The 20,067-nt window shown below is 56.6% G+C and carries 18 protein-coding genes; 4 read left to right on the top strand and 14 right to left on the bottom strand.

All coding sequences use genetic code 11. The annotated features are described in order from the left end of the window. Window positions 1-19: 19 nt before the first annotated feature. The 11 genes from lpdA to CFA77_RS09245 all read right to left on the bottom strand — a co-directional run bounded on the left by lpdA (window position 20) and on the right by CFA77_RS09245 (window position 10,602). Entirely contained in the window at window positions 20-1,435 is a 1,416-nt protein-coding gene (gene lpdA, locus CFA77_RS09295; RefSeq protein WP_206990459.1) for a dihydrolipoyl dehydrogenase, read from the bottom strand. Next, the gene (locus tag CFA77_RS09290) at window positions 1,432-1,815 is read right to left on the bottom strand and encodes a hypothetical protein (protein WP_206990458.1); all 384 of its coding nucleotides are present in this window, start codon (window positions 1,813-1,815) and stop codon (window positions 1,432-1,434) included. Before CFA77_RS09290 ends, lpdA begins: the two co-directional genes overlap by 4 nt. Then, window positions 1,815-3,143 (bottom strand): pyruvate dehydrogenase complex dihydrolipoamide acetyltransferase, encoded by a 1,329-nt coding sequence (locus CFA77_RS09285; protein WP_206990457.1) that lies wholly within the window; start codon window positions 3,141-3,143, stop codon window positions 1,815-1,817. Before CFA77_RS09285 ends, CFA77_RS09290 begins: the two co-directional genes overlap by 1 nt. A gap of 1 nt (window position 3,144) precedes the next feature. Further along, entirely contained in the window at window positions 3,145-3,468 is a 324-nt protein-coding gene (locus CFA77_RS09280; RefSeq protein ID WP_206990456.1) for a DUF5076 domain-containing protein, read from the bottom strand. Next, entirely contained in the window at window positions 3,458-4,846 is a 1,389-nt protein-coding gene (locus CFA77_RS09275) for a pyruvate dehydrogenase complex E1 component subunit beta (RefSeq protein ID WP_206990455.1), read from the bottom strand. Before CFA77_RS09275 ends, CFA77_RS09280 begins: the two co-directional genes overlap by 11 nt. Before the next feature lie 55 nt (window positions 4,847-4,901). Further along, window positions 4,902-5,915, bottom strand: a complete 1,014-nt coding sequence (gene pdhA / locus CFA77_RS09270; protein ID WP_034812406.1) for a pyruvate dehydrogenase (acetyl-transferring) E1 component subunit alpha — start codon at window positions 5,913-5,915, stop codon at window positions 4,902-4,904. Window positions 5,916-5,984: 69 nt separating this feature from the next. Then, window positions 5,985-6,284, bottom strand: a complete 300-nt coding sequence (locus CFA77_RS09265; protein WP_034812408.1) for a septum formation initiator family protein — start codon at window positions 6,282-6,284, stop codon at window positions 5,985-5,987. Between the two features lie 69 nt (window positions 6,285-6,353). Then, window positions 6,354-7,634 (bottom strand): phosphopyruvate hydratase, encoded by a 1,281-nt coding sequence (gene eno / locus CFA77_RS09260; RefSeq protein WP_206990454.1) that lies wholly within the window; start codon window positions 7,632-7,634, stop codon window positions 6,354-6,356. Between the two features lie 106 nt (window positions 7,635-7,740). Continuing rightward, complete coding sequence (gene rpmF, locus CFA77_RS09255; protein ID WP_034812412.1) at window positions 7,741-7,926, bottom strand: 50S ribosomal protein L32; 186 nt, start codon at window positions 7,924-7,926, stop codon at window positions 7,741-7,743. Window positions 7,927-8,054: 128 nt separating this feature from the next. Beyond that, complete coding sequence (locus CFA77_RS09250) at window positions 8,055-9,278, bottom strand: dipeptidase (RefSeq protein WP_242517296.1); 1,224 nt, start codon at window positions 9,276-9,278, stop codon at window positions 8,055-8,057. Window positions 9,279-9,507: 229 nt separating this feature from the next. Next, complete coding sequence (locus tag CFA77_RS09245; RefSeq protein ID WP_206990453.1) at window positions 9,508-10,602, bottom strand: CaiB/BaiF CoA-transferase family protein; 1,095 nt, start codon at window positions 10,600-10,602, stop codon at window positions 9,508-9,510. A gap of 116 nt (window positions 10,603-10,718) precedes the next feature. Between CFA77_RS09245 and CFA77_RS09240 the strand changes: the two genes are divergently transcribed. Further along, window positions 10,719-11,978: a hypothetical protein gene (locus tag CFA77_RS09240; protein WP_206990452.1), complete on the top strand. Its 1,260-nt coding sequence runs from the start codon at window positions 10,719-10,721 to the stop codon at window positions 11,976-11,978. Here the strand turns inward: CFA77_RS09240 and mfd are convergent. Together mfd and CFA77_RS09230 are read right to left on the bottom strand one after the other, a co-directional pair. Further along, complete coding sequence (gene mfd / locus CFA77_RS09235) at window positions 11,975-15,436, bottom strand: transcription-repair coupling factor (RefSeq protein ID WP_206990451.1); 3,462 nt, start codon at window positions 15,434-15,436, stop codon at window positions 11,975-11,977. The two genes, CFA77_RS09240 and mfd, sit on opposite strands and share 4 nt — an antisense overlap. Before the next feature lie 40 nt (window positions 15,437-15,476). Further along, window positions 15,477-15,668, bottom strand: a complete 192-nt coding sequence (locus CFA77_RS09230; RefSeq protein WP_242517295.1) for a succinate dehydrogenase assembly factor 2 — start codon at window positions 15,666-15,668, stop codon at window positions 15,477-15,479. A 166-nt stretch (window positions 15,669-15,834) separates the two neighbouring features. Here CFA77_RS09230 and recG point away from each other — a divergent pair, with 166 nt between their 5' ends. Next, window positions 15,835-17,907, top strand: coding sequence for an ATP-dependent DNA helicase RecG (recG, locus tag CFA77_RS09225; RefSeq protein ID WP_206990450.1), 2,073 nt, complete (start codon window positions 15,835-15,837; stop codon window positions 17,905-17,907). Here the strand turns inward: recG and CFA77_RS09220 are convergent. Next, a complete protein-coding gene (locus CFA77_RS09220) occupies window positions 17,873-18,610 on the bottom strand; it encodes a DUF502 domain-containing protein (protein ID WP_206990449.1) in 738 nt (245 codons plus the stop codon). The genes recG and CFA77_RS09220 overlap by 35 nt on opposite strands. 82 nt (window positions 18,611-18,692) lie before the next feature. Here CFA77_RS09220 and CFA77_RS09215 point away from each other — a divergent pair, with 82 nt between their 5' ends. Both CFA77_RS09215 and CFA77_RS09210 read left to right on the top strand, forming a co-directional pair. After that, the gene (locus CFA77_RS09215) at window positions 18,693-19,691 is read left to right on the top strand and encodes a phosphotransferase family protein (protein WP_206990448.1); all 999 of its coding nucleotides are present in this window, start codon (window positions 18,693-18,695) and stop codon (window positions 19,689-19,691) included. A 3-nt stretch (window positions 19,692-19,694) separates the two neighbouring features. Then, window positions 19,695-20,063: a DUF6285 domain-containing protein gene (locus tag CFA77_RS09210; protein ID WP_206990447.1), complete on the top strand. Its 369-nt coding sequence runs from the start codon at window positions 19,695-19,697 to the stop codon at window positions 20,061-20,063. Window positions 20,064-20,067: the final 4 nt, after the last annotated feature.

Here is a 20,067-nt window from a genome sequence, read left to right as displayed (position 1 = left end):
CGCACGGTGCGACTGGTCCCTAGATATGTATCACACGGCCTTCGGCATCCAGAACGGATTCATGCATGCTCTCCGAAATGGTCGGATGCGGGAAGATTGTGTGAGCGAGATCCTGCTCGGTCAACTCACCCTGGCGCGCGATAACATAGCCCTGGATCAGTTCGGTGACTTCTGCGCCGATCATGTGCGCGCCGAGCAATTCCCCGGTCTTCTTGTCGAAGATGGTTTTTACGAGGCCTTCAGAGGCGCCCATTGCTATGGCCTTGCCATTGCCGATGAAGGGGAAGCGGCCAACCTTGATATCGTAGCCTTTTTCCTTTGCGGCTTTTTCAGTCAGACCGACGCTGGCGACCTGCGGGTGCGCGTAAGTGCAGCCTGGAACGTTCCAGGGATCAAAGGGTTCGGCATGATCGGCCCCGGCGATACCTTCCACACAAACCACACCTTCATGAGAGGCCTTGTGGGCCAACCATGGCGGGCCCGTCAGATCGCCGATTGCGTATAGACCTTTGACCCCGGTACGGCCAAAATTGTCCACGGTTACATGGGTCTTCTCGACCTTTACGCCCAGATCTTCGAGGCCAAGATCTTCAACATTGCCGACAATCCCAACTGCGAGAATCGCCCGGTCGAATTCCTTGTTTTCCTTCTTGCCGGACTTGTCTGTAATTTCTGCTGTAACGGTGGACTTGCCCGCTTTCAGATTTTCGACTTTCGCGCCTGTAACAATGTTCAGGCCTTGCTTCTTGAAGTCCTTTTCCGCGAGTTTCGAAATTTCCTCGTCTTCCACCGGCAGAATGCGATCCATCACTTCAGCGACTGTCACCTCTGCGCCCAGTTCATGATAGAAACTTGCGAATTCAATGCCGATCGCACCTGATCCTATGACCAACAGCCGCTTTGGCATGACATCCGGCGTCATGGCTTCACGATAAGTCCAGATCAGTTTCTTGTCTGCAACCAGACCGGCTTGCGGGATGTCCCGCGCCCGCGCGCCCGTCGCCAACATGACGTGCTTGGCTTGGAAGGACGTTTCCTTGCCATCTTTGCCTTTGACGATGACCTTTGGTGCCTGCGTACCTTTTTCGAGACGGGCGGTGCCTTCGATAACGTCGATCTTGTTTTTCTTCATCAGGAATTTGACTCCGGTCGATAGCTGGTTCGCCACGCCGCGTGAACGCTTCACGACAGCATCGAGGTCAAAATCGGCCTTGTCGATTTTCAGACCGAATTCCTTTGCGTTCTTGGCCAGGTGCAGGACTTCCGCCGACCGCAGCAGCGCTTTGGTCGGGATACAGCCCCAGTTCAGACAAATCCCACCGAGGCTTTCACGTTCGACGATGGCCGTCTTCATGCCCAGCTGCGACGCGCGAATGGCCGAAACATACCCGCCAGGCCCGGATCCGATCACGATGAGGTCGTACTGCGTACTCATTGGGTAATTCCTCTCATTTCATCCCATGCCAGAAGCGCCTGGGAGACGCGCAAATCCGCGCTCTCGAACATTTCAGGCGTGCAAATGTATTCCGGTTCTTCCGCAGAAATCTTGTTCATCAGAACAACGCTGTCAGCGGCAACATCTTCGCGAAGCTCCCGAGCTAGTCCTTCGTAGCGCAGGTCTTCCATGAACTCCGAAAGCTGGTCTGTAGCCTCCCTGTCGCACAAAAGGCTGATGCCTTTCTGGATCGCAAGCTCGCCAGCGATCATGCGAATATCCGCCTCATTCATGCCCGACGAATTGTCCGTGGAAACGCTTTCCTCGGAGCATCCGGCGAGGAGGGTCAGGCTGACAAGCATCATCCCGAGCCGCGTCATCAGAGCAGCATGGCTTCGGGGGTTTCAACATACCGTTTGAAAGCCTGAAGCCATTTGGCTCCCTCCGCCCCACCAACCACGCGGTGGTCACAGGTGAGCGTTACCGTCATGACGGTACGGGCAACAATATTTCCCTTGGCGTCGACGATAGCGCGCTTTTCACCCGCGCCGACTGACAGGATCATGCCTTCAGGTGGATTGATAATTGAGGCAAAGCTCTTGATTCCGAACATGCCGAGATTGGAAATACTGAATGTGCCGCCGCTATATTCCTGCGGCTTCAGCTTCCGCTCCCGCGCCCGGGTCGCAAGATCCTTCATCTCTTCCGATATCTCTGCCAGGCCTTTGGTCTCCGCGCTGAACACAACTGGCGTGATCAGGCCTCCTTCAATCGCGACAGCAACCGAAACATTGGCATGCTTGTGATAGGCGATACCTTTGTCGGTATAGGATGCATTGCAATCCGGCTCGTCCATCAGAGCCATGGCGGCAGCCTTGATGAGCATATCATTGACCGAAACCTTCACGCCTTCGCGTGCCGCAGCATTGATCGCAGCACGGCTCGCAAGCAGATGATCGAGCTCAAGATCGATATTCAGCGGGAAATGCGGAACCTGCATGAAGCTGGTCGTCAGACGCTTGGCGACAGTCTTGCGCATGCCGTCCAGTGGCACGAGTTCATAACTGTCAGGCGCATAGACCCGATCGTCCAGGACCTGCGGCAGGATTAGGCCATCCGGTTGGGTTGCAGCCCCCGCGCTCGCGCCAGACGGTGCGGCTTTGGCGTTCTCGACGTCGCGCTTGATGATCCGGCCGCGCGGACCAGTCCCCGTCAGCCCCGAAAGGTCTAGACCTTTCATCTCCGCAATCCGGCGTGCCAAGGGGCTGGCCTTGATGCGGCCATCTGATGAGGTTGCAGATGGCAGGGGTGACTTGGAAGGCGTAGCTGCGCTGTCTGCTTTCTTTGCCGGGGCAGTAGTCTCTGCCATGGCAGCCGGTTTCGGTTCTTCCGGTTTAAGCGCGGCTTCTGCCTTGTCTTTCGGTGCATTTGACTTGGCGGGCGCTTTGACTGAGGAGGCGTCTTCACCTTCCTCGGCAAGGATGGCGATCACTTCATTGACCTTTACGCCTTCCGCGCCGGCCTCAATGAGGATCTTGGCGACAACACCTTCATCCACTGCCTCGACTTCCATCGTGGCTTTGTCGGTCTCAATCTCGGCAATGATGTCACCGGAGGAAACGGTGTCACCTTCCTTTACCAACCATTTTGCAAGCGTGCCCTCTTCCATTGTCGGAGACAGGGCGGGCATGGTGATATTGATAGCCATATCAGTCCCCCATCTTCTGGACATCGCCCGGTGATTTCGGGCCGAACTGGATGCGATTCAGGAAGCCGGTCACGATCTCCTTGATGATCTCTTCCTTTTCAGGGCCGTCTGGATGATGATCCTTGAAAGCGTCTGTGACATGCTTGGCGATGTCGCCCAAGATAAAGCCCCACATGGTTGGCTCCGTCGCCGGATCAGCTGCTTCGCCGACACGCAGGCTTACATGGTCTGTATTGTCTGCGATCCAGAACCGGATCATTTCCTGAGCGATGTCAGCGCCCTCAACAGATGGCGGCGATTTGAGTTCTCGTTTCTCAGTCGACATAGCAAACTCTCCGCGCAGCTTCGACAATATCATCGGCATTCGGAAGGCTCATCGCCTCCAGATTGGCCGCATAAGGCAGGGGCACATCCTTTTGATGGACACGGGCAGGTGGTGCGTCGAGATAATCAAACGCTTCGGCCGTCACTGTGGCCGCAATCTCCGCCCCGACGCCGAAGAAACGCCAGCCTTCTTCACAACAGACAATGCGATTGGTTTTCTTCACGCTTTCGATCACTGTTTCTGTGTCGAGCGGACGGATTGTACGCAGGTCTATGACTTCTGCGTCAATGCCTTGCTCTGCGAGCGTCTCGGCGGCCTGTAGCGCGAATCCAACCATTCGGGAATGCGCGACGAGCGTTACGTCTGAGCCGGATCGTTTAATGGCAGCCTTGCCGATAGGCAGTACATGATCGTCGAGATCAGGAACCGGGAAACTGTTTCCGTACAGTAGCTCATGTTCAAGGAATACGACCGGGTTCGGATCGCGGATAGCCGCCTTGAGCAGGCCTTTCGCGTCGGCGGCGTCATATGGCGCAACCACTTTCAGCCCAGGGATCTGGCCATACCATGCCGAATAGTCCTGACTGTGCTGTGCGCCCACGCGCGATGCGGCGCCATTGGGGCCACGGAATACGATGGGACAGCCCATCTGGCCACCTGACATGTATAGGGTCTTGGCCGCCGAGTTAATGATCTGGTCGATGGCCTGCATGGCGAAATTGAAGGTCATGAATTCGACGATGGGTTTGAGTCCTGCAAAGGCGGCCCCTACCCCAAGCCCGGCAAACCCATGTTCCGTGATCGGTGTATCCACCACACGGCGTGCGCCGAATTCCTGAAGCAGTTCCCGTGTGACCTTATAGGCACCTTGATACTCGGCCACCTCTTCACCCATTACGAAAACGGATTCGTCACGGCGCATCTCTTCGGCCATGGCGTCGCGCAATGCGTCCCGCACCGTCGTGTCGGTAAAGGAAGTGCCTTCGGGGATGCTCGGGTCTGACAAAACGGCAGCCTTCGGGGCCTCGACTTCGTCGCCCGTCTCCTCTGTTTTCATACCCTCACCAGACTCGGCCGGCTCTTCGGTGGCCTGGCCGCCAGCATCGCCTTTGGCTTCCACCTTGGCGGCATCTTCGCCTTCCTCAGCGAGCACCGCAATGACGGCATTGACCTTTACGCCTTCGGTGCCTTCGGGAATGAGGATCTTGGCCAAAACGCCCTCGTCCACCGCTTCGACTTCCATTGTGGCTTTGTCAGTTTCGATTTCGGCAATGATGTCGCCGGAGGAGACAGTGTCCCCCTCCTGTTTCAACCATTTCGACAATGTGCCCTCTTCCATGGTCGGAGACAGGGCGGGCATGAGAATATCTACGGACATTAATGTGCTCCGGAAAACAGGATGGCGGACAGTCGAGGTGCTTTCTTTCCTGGCATCAGGCGACCTCGACGTCTTTCAGGACGTCAGTCCAGAGTTCGGATGGATCGGGCTCCGGGCTCTCAAGAGAATAGTCGGCGGCTTCCTTGACGATGCCCTTGATCTCTTTGTCGATGTTCTTGAGTTCGTCTTCGCTTGCATGACCCAGTTCAAGAAGCTGACCTTTCAGGCCCTCGATTGGATCGTGGTGCGATCGGATGTCGTCGACTTCTTCCCGTTTCCGGTATTTGGCTGGGTCCGACATGGAGTGGCCGCGATACCGATAAGTCTTCATTTCCAGTATGTACGGACCTTTTCCGGAACGAGCATATTTGACGGCTTTTTCGCCTGCTTCGCGCACAGCCATGACATCCATGCCATCGACTTCCTCGCCTTCGATTTCGAATGAAATGCCGCGCTTGTAGAGTTCGGTCTCTGAGGCGTGCCGCGCCACACTTGTGCCCATCGCGTACATGTTATTCTCGATGACATAGACGACTGGCAGATCCCAGAGCGACGCCATGTTGAATGCTTCGTAGACCTGCCCCTGATTGGCGGCGCCGTCCCCGAAATATGCAAGGGCAACGTTGTCCGTTCCGCGATATTTGTTGGCGAATCCAAGGCCGGTGCCAATCGGAACCTGAGCTCCAACGATCCCATGGCCTCCATAGAAATTCTTTTCCTTGGAAAACATGTGCATCGATCCGCCCTTCCCTTTGGAAAGCCCGCCGATGCGACCTGTGAGTTCCGCCATCACGCCACGTGGGTCCATGTCGCATGCCAACATGTGACCATGATCGCGATACCCTGTGATGATCTGGTCGCCATCCTTCAAACAGGCTTGCATGCCCGTCACGACCGCTTCCTGGCCAATGTAAAGGTGACAGAAGCCAGCAATCTTGCCCATGCCGTAGAGCTGTCCGGCTTTTTCCTCAAACCGGCGTATCAGGAGCATGGCCCGATAATATTTCAGCATCTCCGCCTTGCTGGTCTTTGAAGGTGCCTTTTTGGTACTTCTTGCTTTAGTCGCCATAAGTTCGCTCCAACCCTTTTCCAGACTTATGTATGCGCGATTACGCAACGACAAGTCAGAACAACTATGTCAATTTGCAGAGCTTGGTTCCGAAGAGACGAGAACAATTTCATTCGGATAGACAAAAGCCAGCTTGTCCCGCGCCATGGCTTCCACGAAATCAGGATCCACCGATCCCGGAGTCAGGCGTCTGATATCGACCTGGAGACGATTCAAGTCGCTCTCAAGGCTGGCGAGTTCAGCCTTGCGATCCTCCAACTCCATCTGGGCATCAGACCAACGCCCAAGCCCCTTCTCCCCCGCAAACGCGTGGTAGGCGAAATAGAGCACAAGAAGAGACAGGCCGGCGGCCTCGAGTCGCGATTTCATAACCTCACCTAATCCGGTTATGGTTAAGAGAGCGTGATCGCCGCCGGCCCGATTGACGGGCCCAGACCGCTAGGCAGCATTGATGCGCGAGCGGCCGGCAAAGATGCCAACAGGTCCCAGCTCTTCTTCTATGCGAATCAGCTGGTTGTATTTGGCTATACGGTCGGAACGAGAAAGAGACCCCGTCTTGATCTGTCCGCAATTGGTCGCAACGGCGAGGTCTGCAATCGTTGTGTCCTCTGTCTCGCCAGAACGGTGGGACATGACCGCCGTATAGCCATGAAGATGCGCCAATTCGACCGCGTCGAGCGTTTCGGACAATGTGCCGATCTGATTGACCTTCACCAGAATGGAGTTCGCCGCGCCTTTTTGAAGGCCGATAGACAAACGATCCGGATTGGTTACGAACAGATCGTCGCCCACCAGCTGAACCCTGTCACCGATTGATTCGGTCAAGGCGACCCAGCCATCCCAATCATCTTCGGCCATACCATCTTCAATGGAGATGATGGGATAGCGGGCGCAAAGATCGGCCAGGTAGGTTGCGAATTCGTCGGAGCCGAGGGATTTCCCTTCCCCGGCAAGCTCATATTTGCCGTTCTTGTAGAACTCTGTAGAGGCCGCATCGAGCGCCAATGCCATGTCCTCTCCAGGTTTGTATCCCGCCTTCTCAATAGCCTTCATCACAAAACCGATGGCTTCGTCAGTAGATGCCAGATTGGGTGCAAACCCGCCTTCGTCGCCGACATTGGTATTGTGGCCTGCATCACTCAGGGTTTTCTTCAGCGCATGGAAGACTTCGGCACCCATGCGCACGGATTCAGAGAGGCTCTCCGCGCTGACTGGCATGACCATGAATTCCTGGATGTCGATCGGATTGTCAGCATGCGCGCCGCCATTGATGATGTTCATCATCGGCGTCGGCAGAACGCGGGCATTGGGTCCACCCACATATCGGTAGAGGGGCATAGCCGAGCTCTCGGCAGCAGCTTTTGCAAGTGCCATGGAGACGCCCAGAATCGCATTCGCGCCGAGGCGGGACTTGTTTTCCGTTCCATCCAGATCGATCATCAACATGTCGATCATGCGCTGTTCGGTTGCGTCCAGACCAGCCAGTTCGTTGAAGATTTCACCATTCACGGCGTCAACGGCCTTCAGCACGCCCTTGCCGAGATAACGCGCCTTGTCCCCATCACGCTGTTCATGGGCCTCATACGCACCCGTAGAAGCGCCAGAAGGGACTGCCGCGCGGCCGAGAGAGCCATCTTCCAGCGTCACATCAACTTCGACGGTTGGGTTGCCTCGGCTATCCAGGATTTCCCGGGCATGGATGTCGATGATCTCGCTCATGAGTGGCTGTACCTTTGCGCCTAGAAATAAAAAAAGCGCCCCCTGCTCTGGCAGGAAGCGCTCGCACCCTTAAGGCTGCGCGCTCAAAAGCGCAACAGCGGGTCGTTTAGATATCGTCACGTGGCTCAAGAACCTGACGCCCGCGATACATGCCGGTTTTCAGGTCGATGTGGTGCGGACGGCGCAGTTCACCGGATTCCGCATCTTCAATATATGTGTTCATATCCAGCCGGTCGTGCGAGCGGCGCATGCCGCGGCGCGACTTCGAGATCTTGCTCTTTGGAACTGCCATAACAGGTATCCAGTGGTTTGGCGCGAAATGCGCGTGAATTGGAAAGAGGCCTCATACATAGAGGTCTGTCTCTTTGCAAGACTCCAACGTCACCGCTGGTCGAATTTCTTCAGTCCGGCCTGATGAGCCTATTGGGCCTTTGCTGCCTCGGCCTGGCGCATGATTCGAAGCAGGTTTCCGCCCCAGATATTCTCCAGGTCAGCTTCTGTATAGCCCTCTTCCAGCAGGCGTTCCGTCACCTTTGGCAAGAGAGAGACGTCCTCCATGCCGGCAACGCCGCCGCCGCCATCCCAATCTGCGCCCATACCGACATGTTCCGGTCCAACGATCTCAAGCGCATACAGCATTTGCTCCATGAACACTTCAAACGAGGAAAGCGGCATTGGATAGGCCGAATCGATTTCGCCACGGCGTGCCATGTACTGCTTGCGCTCTTCGTCGGTAAGGTCGAAAGGCGAACGTCCCTCATACGAGGCAGCCAGTTCTTCCAGCGCGGTCGTGCGTTCTGCAGGGGACTCGAGATTCTCGATATATGATCCAAGGGCATTCATCTGGATAACGCCGCCGTTTTCCGCGACACGCCGCAACAGATCATCCGGAATGTTCCGGGGATGGTCGTACAGGGCTTTCACGCCGGAATGTGACAGCACGATCGGAGTCGTGGAGATTTCCATGATGTCCTCAACGGCCGAGTCGGCAGCATGCGAGCCATCAACCATCATGCCGAGCCGATTGGCCTCCCGAACCAATTCTTCTCCAAGCGGAGTTAGCCCACCGAGGTCCGTCGCTGACAAATCTGTGGCGCTGTCCGCAAATTGGTTGTCCCGAAAATGCACCGGCCCAACGAGTCGCACACCACGTTCATAGAAATCCTCAAGCACGGTCAGGTCAGTGCCGAGCGGGTAGCTGTTCTCGATCGACTGGAAGACGATCCGCTTGCCCTCCGCAACGATGCGCTCAGCATCATCAGCCGTGTAGGCCAGTTCGAATGCGTCCGGATGGGCCTCGACCATTGCGAGGATATCGTCTGATCGTGTGAACGCTGCCTGTTTCGCCGCCTCATACGACGCTTCATCCAAAGGCCCCTGCGGGGTGAATATCACCCAGAACCCGCCATCAAGCCCCCCTCGCTCCATTTTGGGCAGGTCGACTTGAACTTGTCCAATTCGCGAAGGGTTGTCAGCGAGAATATCGAAGTCCGGTTTTGAGAAATTTGCGGGCGTGTCCAGATGCGAATCCATCACAAGAACGCGCTCATGAATTTCGCGCGGTGTGGCCGGTTCTTCCGGCTGGATGTCCGCGCCACAGGCCCCCAGCAGCAGAAGGGGCAGAATATAGGGAAGATGTTTCATGACGCCTCGTTCTTCTTGATGCTTTTTCGCAAGCGTAAGGACAATGCCACCTGGCGCAAGAAAAATGGTCGTCCCGCGGGACGACCAAGTTCAGCAAGAAGGACGTTGAGCAGACGTCCAGACAAATTGCCCAAGACCTGTGCCCAACAAGACATTCACTAGCAGGGTCAACCTGAACGGCTTGCAGTTCGTCCGGTTGTCTCCCATTCATCTATGAGGCGAACTCGGTCTATTGAATTCCCCAATCTTTGAGGATCTCACCAGAATGTTCCCCCAATCCAGCTGGCCGCCCCTGAATGGCCCCGGGCGTCGCGGAGAAGCGCGGTGCGGGCGCAGGCTGAACCACTCCCTCTATCTCCACAAACGTCTGACGGTCCACATTGTGCTTATGGGATGGCGCTTCCGACATGGAGAGGACTGGCGCAAAACAGATGTCAGTGCCTTCCATTATCTCACACCACTCATCGCGCGTTTTGGTCTTGAACACCGCCATGATCTTTTGCTTCAGATCAGGCCACTTCGAGCGGTCCATTTGAGCTTGAAAGCCGGGATCGGTCAGACCCGCTTTTTCCAGTAGCAGAGCGTAAAATTGTGGCTCGATCGATCCGATCGATACCCATTTGCCATCGCTGCACTCATACGTGTCATAGAAATGCGCTCCGCCATCGAGAAGGTTTGCCTCTCTGTCATCAGTCCAGAGACCCATCGCTTTCATTCCGTAGAACATGGTCGCCAGTGAAGCCGCACCATCAGACATCGCCACATCAATAACTTGGCCTTCGCCGCCATTTTTCACATTCACGATGCCAGCCAGCAGGCCCATCGCCAAATAGAGCGCGCCGCCTCCATAGTCGCCAACCAGATTGAGCGGCGGACGCGGGCGACCGTCGCCATCGCCCATCGCATGAAGTGCACCTGTAATGGCGATATAGTTGAGGTCATGTCCCGCAGCATGCGACAGCGCGCCGGTCTGTCCCCATCCCGTCATGCGCCCGTAAACCAGCTTCGGATTGCGGGCGAGCGCGACATCAGGCCCGAGACCGTTGCGCTCCATGACGCCGGGTCGGAAACCCTCGATCAACCCATCAGCTTTCTCGATCAGCTTCAACGCAGTTTCGACATCAGCAGGATCTTTCAGGTTGAGTCCGATGGACCGGCGCCCCCGGCTCATCACATCAGCTGCGCGGCCAGGGCGACCATCACCCTTCCGATCAATCCGAATCACATCTGCGCCAAGATCAGACAACAGCATGCCGCAAAAGGGTCCAGGTCCAATACCTGCGAACTCTACAATCCGAACGCCATTCAACGGTCCTTGTGCCATGACATATCCTACCTTTTATTTTTGTCTCACCGGGTCAATTTAGCGGATCATTAAGCCGGCGCGGCTCAAAAGGAAGGGGTACCGCAACGTCGCCCGACACAATCCTTACGAACCATATGAACCACCTCGCATACCTTGACCCACCGATAGAAGTATTGGCTGCAGGTGCGCGTCTGGAGATGATCCTGTCACGCCTCCGGTCGGGTCGCATGCGCCCGTTTCGGGCAGACTTACCGATCTCATATTCGTCATCGGAAGCATTGCTCCTGGATACACAAAGCCTCGATGAGAACACGTTGATCCAGTTTATCAAAGACATTGGCCAATCACTTCGGCCAATTCTGATTCTGGGTGACTCGGCTTTGGCTGGATATTTTGCCAATGCTGTCTTCATCCCGCGTGACCGCGATTTATCCGTCCTGAGAGGGAGGCTCGACGCCATCACACGGCGCAGCGCCCGCATGTCGGAATTGCGCTTGCGCCGGGAAACGGCTGCTACTTTCGGAGTGACATTGCCCGAGCCCTCCGCTGAGACGGTGCCGGACCTCCTCTATCTCGGAGATGGGTCTTCACGCTTTCTTGCATTGCAGGCTGCGCTCGGCGAACGCGGAATTACCGTCACGGCTGCCTTCAGTGCCCATACTGCGGCAGACTATGTCAGGCAAAGAGCCTTTGCAGCCATCTTGCTCGATATCCCGTCGGAACCTCGAAGCCTGCATAAGCTCGCCAACTGGGTGACGGCTTCCATTGAGCATTTTGAACATACGCCTCTGCTCGGATTACTCAGTGAAGGCACAGAACCCTCGCATAGTTTGGAAACTATCATTCGATACATGTCTCACGTGTTCGAACCCTGCACGCCCGCCCATGATCTGGCGGCTCATGTCGACGCCTACGGTCGACGTGCCGCAGTGCAATCGCTTAAAGTCAAAGACAACATGTCCATGTCAGCAATTTGCCATTCAGAAACCGGTCTCTTTTCCCAGACCTTTTTTGAGGCGCATCTTCAGAACCAGATCGAGCTTTCAGCAGACCGAGGGGGTCCGCTGTCTCTTCTGGTCATTTGCGATCCGCAACATGATCGCCTTGCACATCGCCAGAAAAAACTCGTCGCCAATGTAGTCCTGTCAAACATGCGAGAAACAGACCTACCTGTGACCATCGACCCGGACACGTTTGCCATCAGCTTGTCCGCAACAGGCTACAAAGGTGCTGTCCAAATCTGCGATCGCTTGTTTCGAGAGTTGGAAGCGGTGGCACCAGACCTTGCAGCACGTCTTGGCTGGCGCATTACCGAAAAGCGCGCTTATCATGACGCTCGCAGACTGTTGTCTGAAGCTCGGTCAGGTGTCTACCAAAAAGCCAGAACCGCCTAGGCCGGAACCAGGCCAGCTGCAGCCTCGAGCTCTTTCAGAAAGCTACGAATTCCCGACAAACGCTGTTCGGGTGTGCCGCCAAGTCCTGAGTGAACCAACTTGGAGTCCGGTCTGATCCGCAACAGGGATGGTCGACTGCGTACCACGTCCAGCAAACGCGCAGGATCGAGTACCGTATCTTCGCGGAAGGCAAAGACCGTGCCTTTCTGCCCGGCATCCAGCTTGGAGATACCCAAAACTTTGCACTGCACCTTGATTGCGGTGACTTCGAGCAACTGCCTCGTTTCATCCGGCAACGGACCAAACCGGTCAATCAGTTCAGCGGCGAAGGACTCGCGCTCCGCAGCTGTCGAAATCTCAGACAGGCGTCGATACAGGGAAAGCCGGATGTTCAGATCTTCTACATAGCTTTCCGGAATCAGCACGGCCGCTCCGGTATTGATCTGCGGCGACCAGTCATCCGCAAAGTCTTCGTCATCTCTCGCTCCGGCCTTAAGCGCATTGACGGCATCTTCCAGCATGGACTGGTAGAGTTCCACGCCAACTTCTTTCACATGACCAGATTGCTGGTCGCCAAGAAGGTTTCCAGATCCGCGCATGTCCAGGTCATGGCTAGCTAGCTGGAAGCCCGCGCCCAGAGAGTCCAGCGACTGCAGGATTTTCAAACGGCGGTCAGCCGTCTCGGTAATCACCTTGTCGCGCGGCGTCGTGAAATAGGCATAGGCGCGCAGCTTCGATCGGCCGACCCGGCCGCGCAACTGATACAGTTGAGCAAGACCGAACATGTCGGCCCGGTGTATGATCAATGTGTTGGCACGTGGTATGTCCAGTCCGCTTTCAACAATCGTCGTCGACAGCAGCACGTCATACTTGCCCTCATAGAAGGCTGTCATGATGTCTTCGAGTTCGCCTGCTGCCATCTGGCCGTGGGCAACGATATAGGAAACCTCAGGCACATTGTCGTGAAGAAAGCGTTCCAGCTTGTCCAGGTCCTGAATGCGCGGCGCCACGAAGAAGGCCTGTCCGCCACGATACTTCTCGCGAAGCAAGGCCTCCCTCAGAGTAACCGTGTCTTCTTCAGTGATGTAAGTCCGCACTGACAGGCGGTCGACCGGCGGCGTAGCGATGATCGACAGATCGCGAATTCCTGTAAGTGCCATTTGCAACGTACGCGGAATAGGAGTGGCCGACAGCGTTAGGACGTGAACGTCGGCTTTCAACTCTTTGAGTCGTTCTTTGTGCTTTACACCGAAGCGCTGCTCTTCATCCACTACCAACAGACCGAGGCGCTTGAACTCAATAGTCTTTGTGAGCACTGCGTGTGTGCCCACCACCACATCTACACTGCCATCAGCAATCCCCTCGCGCGTTTCCGCAGCCTCTTTCGCACCGACAAGTCGTGACAATTGGCGAACCTTCAAAGGCCAACCTGCAAAGCGCTCAGCAAATGTCTTGTAGTGCTGACGCGCGAGCAGCGTAGTCGGCGCAATCACCGCGACCTGCTTGCCGCTCATCGCTGCAACAAACGCACCGCGCAATGCGACTTCCGTCTTGCCGAAACCGACATCGCCACAAACCAGTCGATCCATTGGCTTTCCTGACGCGAGATCGCCAATGACATCTTCGATCGCATTCAACTGATCATCAGTCTCTTCATAGGGGAAGCGTGCTGCGAATTCTTCATACAGGCCCTGCCCGGCATTGACGGCATCTGCACGTTTCAACTCACGGGCGGCGGCGATATGCATTAGCTCGGCCGCCATTTCGAGAATGCGCTTCTTGGCTTTGGCTTTCCGCGTTTGCCAGCCTGCCCCACCGAGACGGTCGAGTTGGTTTTCCGAATCCTCTGCTCCGTACCGGCTGATCAGGTCAATATTCTCTACCGGGAGGAATATTGTGTCACCGCCCGCATATTCCAAATGAAGGCAGTCATGCGGCGCGCCGGTAAGGTCCAGCGTCTTGAGGCCTACATAGCGCCCCACCCCATGATCAATATGCACGATCAGGTCGCCAGGATTGAGTGCGGCGGCATCTGATATAAAGTTCGCTGTCTTCCGCTTGCGCCTAGGCCCGGCCAGCCTGTCGCCCAGAATGTCGGCTTCCGAGATCAAAGCCACGTCCGGCGTCTCAAACCCTGACTCCAGAGGGATTTCCACAACCGTGAAGTCAGTCTTCTTTGCCGCGTCGAGAGAATGCACCAATGCCAAGTCTGTCAGGCCGTGATCCGCCATGACATTGATCAGGCGATCTGCTGAACCAACCGACCATGCCGCAAATACAACCGGGCGACCGTCAGATTGGAGACGCTTGGCATGAGCAATCGCCGCTTCGAATACATTGATATCTGCGTGCAGGCGTTCCGGGGCGAAATCACGGCCAGCACGGCCTCCCAAGTCAAATGCTTCGGCGCTGGGTTCGGATGGATAGAAACGTGCGGTGGCTCGCGAAGCGAGCCCGGCCTCCAATTCCCTTGGAGTCAGGTAAAGCGAATCCGGCGGCAACACTTTCGCCTGTCGTACATCTCCTTCACCCGCCTCCAAACGGGCGGCATGATAGTCTTCAGCTTGCGACAGGCGTTCTGCGGACGCTTCACCGGCGAGATGGCCCATGCCTATAAGCGGGTCTGAGCCCACATAGTCGAATACTGTTTCCAGGTGGTCATGAAACAATGGCAGCCAGCCTTCCACGCCCTGCCGCCGGATGGATGCGCGCGCGGCTTCATAAGCCGGGTCGCCCGAAGGCGGTCCGAACGCGGCCAGGTACTTCTCGCGAAACCGCGCCAGCACATCATCGTCGAACAGGATTTCGCTGACCGGTGCAAAGGCGACGCTTTTCGCATCCCCTGTAGACCGCTGCGTTTCGGTGTCGAAGGTGCGGAGGGTTTCCAATGTGTCGCCGAAAAAGTCGAGACGATACGGTTCAGGAGAGGTCGGCGGGAAAATATCGATGATCCCGCCCCGAATCGCGAACTCCCCATGCTCGCGCACGGTGCTGGATCGCAAATAGCCATTTACGGCAAGATACTCGGTAAGTTCTTTCTGGTTCACGGACTGGCCGAGCGTGACCGCGAATGAAGACCGGCGTAGCACGCTAACAGGAGGCACCCGCTGAACCAGCGACGATGCGGTGGTGACCACCAGGATTGGACCCTGCTCCGGGTCATAGCGAGATAACCGCGCAAGTGCGGCGCATCGGCGAGCGGAGACTCCCGCTGTCGGGCTGACCCGATCATAGGGCAGCGTGTCCCAACTTGGCAGGTCGACCTGCTCCAGACGGGGCTCGGCAAACTGCGCCACCCGCCGCGCTGTGGCCGCTGTCTTGTCATCACGGGCGACATAAACTCCCGCCCCGCCGCGCTTCTGTAATGCGGCACAAAAGGCAATCAGGTCTGCACCAAACGGCGCACCAGAGAGGGCGGCCGGACCGCTGAGGGATTTCAATAGCTCTACAGGAGTCATGGGCACGATGTATTCGACAGAAATGGGAAGAAAGGCTGACTTAACCGCCTTGGGCGGCGTATCGGAATGCGATGAGTTGGTCCAGCACGGGACCGCGATGAGTCTCAGGCACAGGCTTTTGGCCAATCAGCCACGCATAGACCTCCCAATCCGGAACGCCGAGCAGACCCTCGAATTCATCAAGTTCTGATTCACCGAACGAACCAATATGCGCATCTGCGAACGAACCCATGAGAAGGTCCATTTCCCGGAATCCGCGTCGCCAGGCCCTGAATTTGAGTTTTCGGCGACGTGCTTCCATTCTTCGGCTCCTTTGATTTGCCAAACCATATAGAACGCGCAGCTGGAATAAACAGCGGCGATTGTGCAGCGCACCGCGCGCGCATAGTCTGGTTGGGATGCGGGACGAACGACTCTTTCCTTTGTTTGAGGGCCTGGACAGTTTGTCTGGTGTCGGCCCGAAGCTGAAGCCCGTGCTGGAGCGCCTGACAGGTGGCGACAGTATTTGGGACTTGTTGCTTCATTTGCCGGAGCGCTGGGTGGATCGTCGGGTAAAAGAATACATTGATGATGCGGTGATCGGCGAGGTCTCAACCCTTCGCGGCGAAGTACATGCTTATAACGCACCCTATTCTGATCGATCTCCGCACAAGATCGTTCTGTACGATGGCACCGGATTTCTCACACTTGCCTTTTTCCGGGCTGACGGCAGATGGCTGCAAGGCCAATTTCCGATCGGCAAGGAGCGTGTCGTGTCTGGAATGGTCGAAGAGTTCAATGGCGAGCGCCAGATGACCCATCCCGATCACATTGTTGATCCCGCCAAAGGCCCAATGCCTCCTGCTGTCGAACCCATCTATGGTCTTACAGCGGGTTTGACGAACAAACGTGTTCACAGCTTCGCCGTTCAAGCGCTGGATCATATCGCCGATGATTTACCGGAATGGGCGGATCCCGACTTGGTCAAGGCGCGAGGTTGGTTGAGCTTCAAAGCGGCCCTGAGTTGCCTTCATGCACCGATAGAGTATGATCCCAAACTGTTTGAAAGGGCGCGCGAGCGATTGGCATATGACGAAGCGCTTGCGCGTGAATCAGCATTTGCGCTGGCTCGCGCAAGCCGCGCCAAAAGAGCGGCGCCCTCTGTCCCGGTGAGTGCTGAATCTCACCAAGCACTCTTGCGCGCGCTCCCCTACAAGCCGACCGGCGCCCAGACGCGTGCATTCGAACAGATCGGCGCCGACATGTCGTCCACCTCCCCCATGCGCAGGATGCTTCAGGGTGATGTTGGCGCGGGCAAAACGCTGGTCAGTGCCATGGCCGCGGTTCAAGCTGCGAGCGCTGGTTTCCAGACGGCATTCATGTCTCCCACGGAAGTCTTGGCCCGTCAGCAATATGAAACCATGGATCGACTTCTGTCACCGCTAGGTTACACCGTCGCCGCGTTGACGGGGCGAGACAAGGCATCGACGCGCGAAAGCATATTGATGGGACTGGCCGACGGGAGCATCCACGTCGTTTCTGGCACCCAAGCCCTCTTCCAGCAGTCCGTCGCATTCCGCAATCTGGGTCTCGTCATCGTCGACGAACAGCACCGCTTTGGCGTGGCTGACCGCATGCGCCTCGCTGGAAAGGCCCTCAGTCCGCACATGCTTGTCATGAGCGCGACACCGATCCCTCGAACCTTGGCACAGGCGGTTCACGGAGATCTTGACGTGTCGATACTGGATGAAAAGCCACCCGGCCGCGTCCCCGTCGAAACCCGCGCGATCCCAGACACACGCATGGATGAGGTAGTAGATGCCGTGAGTCGGGCGATGCGTCGGGGCGAGCGCGCTTTCTGGGTATGCCCCAAGGTTGATGTCGACGACGATGACTCCACTGCCGTTGGCCGTCATGCGGCTCTGACCGACCAATTGAATGTGCCTGTGGGGCTCGTCCATGGTCGCCTCAAGCCTGCAGAGAAAGACGCCGCACTGGAAGATTTCCGCGCAGGACGTACCAGGTTATTGGTCGCAACAACGGTGATCGAAGTAGGCGTCGATGTGCCAGAAGCCACGATCATGGTGATCGAGCGCGCAGAGGGGTTTGGCCTCGCCCAACTCCATCAGTTGCGAGGTCGCGTCGGTCGGGGTGATCGTCCGTCCTATTGCCTGTTGCTCTACAGGCCGCCTTTGGGCGAAACAGCGCATGAGCGGCTCGACACGCTCCGGCGCACAGAGGACGGGTTTGAAATTGCTGAAGCGGATTTCAAACTTCGTGGCCCCGGCGATATGCTGGGCTTGAAACAGGCTGGGGCCACAGATTATCGGGTACTCGATCTAGCGCGACACGCCCCGCTGCTCGAAATCGCAAAAAAGGACGCCGAAGCCATCGTAAGTCGCGATCCCCAGCTTTCTGGTGAACGGGGCCAGGCACTTCGGCTCGTTCGGGAACTCCTTACGCCCCGGATTCAGGCTCCGGCGACGGAGTAGATTGAGTCGATGGTGCATCGCCCTCTTTGATCGGCAGATGCTCGGGAACCACCAGACCGGCCGAAAGGATCATTTTAGCGCCCTCCTCAACCGTCATGTCGAGGCGTACGACTTCGCTCGATTCCACATACATCAAGAAGCCCGACGTGGGATTCGGAGTCGTCGGCACGAATACTCCAATGAATGCGGGCCCAAGAACCGTTTTCAGCTCGCCCTTCGCAGGGCTCGACACGAACCCAAGACACCAGGTGCCCTTCTTCGGGTACTCGATCAGAACACACTCGCTGAACTGTTCGGTATTGTTACTCGCAAAGACTTCAACCAGTTGCTTGAACGCCGAATAGACCGAACGGACGAAGGGAACACGGGTCAGAATGCGATCAGCCAGACTGATGACGGAACGACCGATGAGATTCGTCGCAATGCCGCCCAGCACGGTAAGAAACACGACGAGCACGATCAGTCCAAAACCGGGAACTGCGTAATTCAGATAAGTTTCAGGTTTCAGTGCCGCCGGCAGTAAGGGCACAACGCGCTTGTCGATTTCACTGATCAAGAATTGCAGAATCAGAAATGTCACGACGACTGGCAAGGCGATGAACATGCCTGCAAAGAAGCGTCCCCTGAGCCAGCCGAACAGGCTGACTCGTGGGGGCGGCTCCGTAGGAAGAAGTCCGTAATCTCTCTTTTTCGACTTCGGCATCAATAGTTTCCTTCGGCGTCCGGTCAGGGGTGACTTGGCGTTACGCCTTGGCGGGATGGGTGTTCCGCGCAATTGTGACAAGATGGGTAGCCAAGATCAGATTCTAAAGGGTTTACAGGCATGGGCCGGGCAATTTTACGGCGCTGACGCGACCGTTGAACGGCTGGTTCGCCTGTCAGGAGGTGCCAGTCAAGAGACCTGGAGCCTGGATGTTGAACAGGGCGGCAAAGTTGTCGACCTGATTTTGCGCCGCGTACCGGGCGGTGTCAGCGTTGCCCGCAATTCCGAAGCCATCGGCTTGGGCACGGAGGCGAAGTTGCTCTCCTGTGCTGAGGGAGAGGTTCCTGCTCCGAGAGTGGTTCAGGTATTCGAGCCTGACAGCGATATTGGCGAAGCGTTCCTGATGAACCGTATTCCGGGACAGACCATCGCCCGCAAGATTTTGCGAGATGACATCTACTCGGCCGCTCGCGGAAGACTGACAGAGCAGTGTGGCCAAGCGCTCGCCGCCATTCACCAAATTCCTCCGGAAGCTTTGCCGGATTTGCCCAAGAGTGGCGGCCTGGACCAACTTGCGAAATACGAAACCATCTATCGCGACTTCAACCTTCCTCGCCCGGTATTCGAGCTTGCCATTGCCTGGCTGAAATCGAATCGACCGGACGCGGTCCCCCCGGTTCTCGTACATGGCGATTTCCGACTTGGAAATCTGATCGTCGATGAGACGGGGCTTGCCGCCGTACTGGATTGGGAACTCGCTCATCTTGGTGATCCCCGCGAAGACATTGCCTGGCTCTGCGTCAATTCATGGCGCTTTGGTTATTCAAAGAGCCGCGTTGGCGGTTTTGGAGACCTGGATGAGCTGTTGAAGACTTATCAGACTGCGGGCGGTCGTACTTTTTCCACCGAGGAGATCGACTGGTGGGAAATCCTCGGAAGTCTGAAATGGGGCATCATGTGCATGATCATGTACGAAGCCTTCCGGTCTGGCGCCGATCCAAGCGTGGAACGTGCGGCCATTGGGCGACGCGTGTCCGAAACCGAGATTGATTTGATCAATCTGCTCGAGAAAAGGACCTGATTAATGCACGACGCGCCTTCCCAGAAAGAGATGATCACGGCGGTGAAAGCCTTTATTGACGAAACCGCCATGCCCTCATTGACGGGGCACGCAGCTTTTCATGCGCGGGTCGCCTCGAATGTTCTCGCGACTGTTCTCAGAGAATTGGATATCCGGCCAAGCGCTGAAGCAGCCGAGCGGCAACGACTTGCGGCTCTACTCGATGCAGACGCCACCGCATCCGCTCGCGACCTGAATGAACAGCTTTGCACCCTGCTGCAACGCGGCGACATGGATCTGACCACACCTGGTTTGTTGGAACACCTCAAAACCACCACAATTGACCAGTTGTCTGTCGATCAACCGGGCTATTCTGGCCTGCAGACCGACTGACCTG

This window comes from Hyphomonas sp. KY3, assembly GCF_017309975.1.
Classification (GTDB): Bacteria; Pseudomonadota; Alphaproteobacteria; order Caulobacterales; family Hyphomonadaceae; genus Hyphomonas.
The sequence above is the reverse complement of the archived record's forward strand: the minus strand, read 5'-3'. Positions and strand labels throughout refer to the sequence as shown.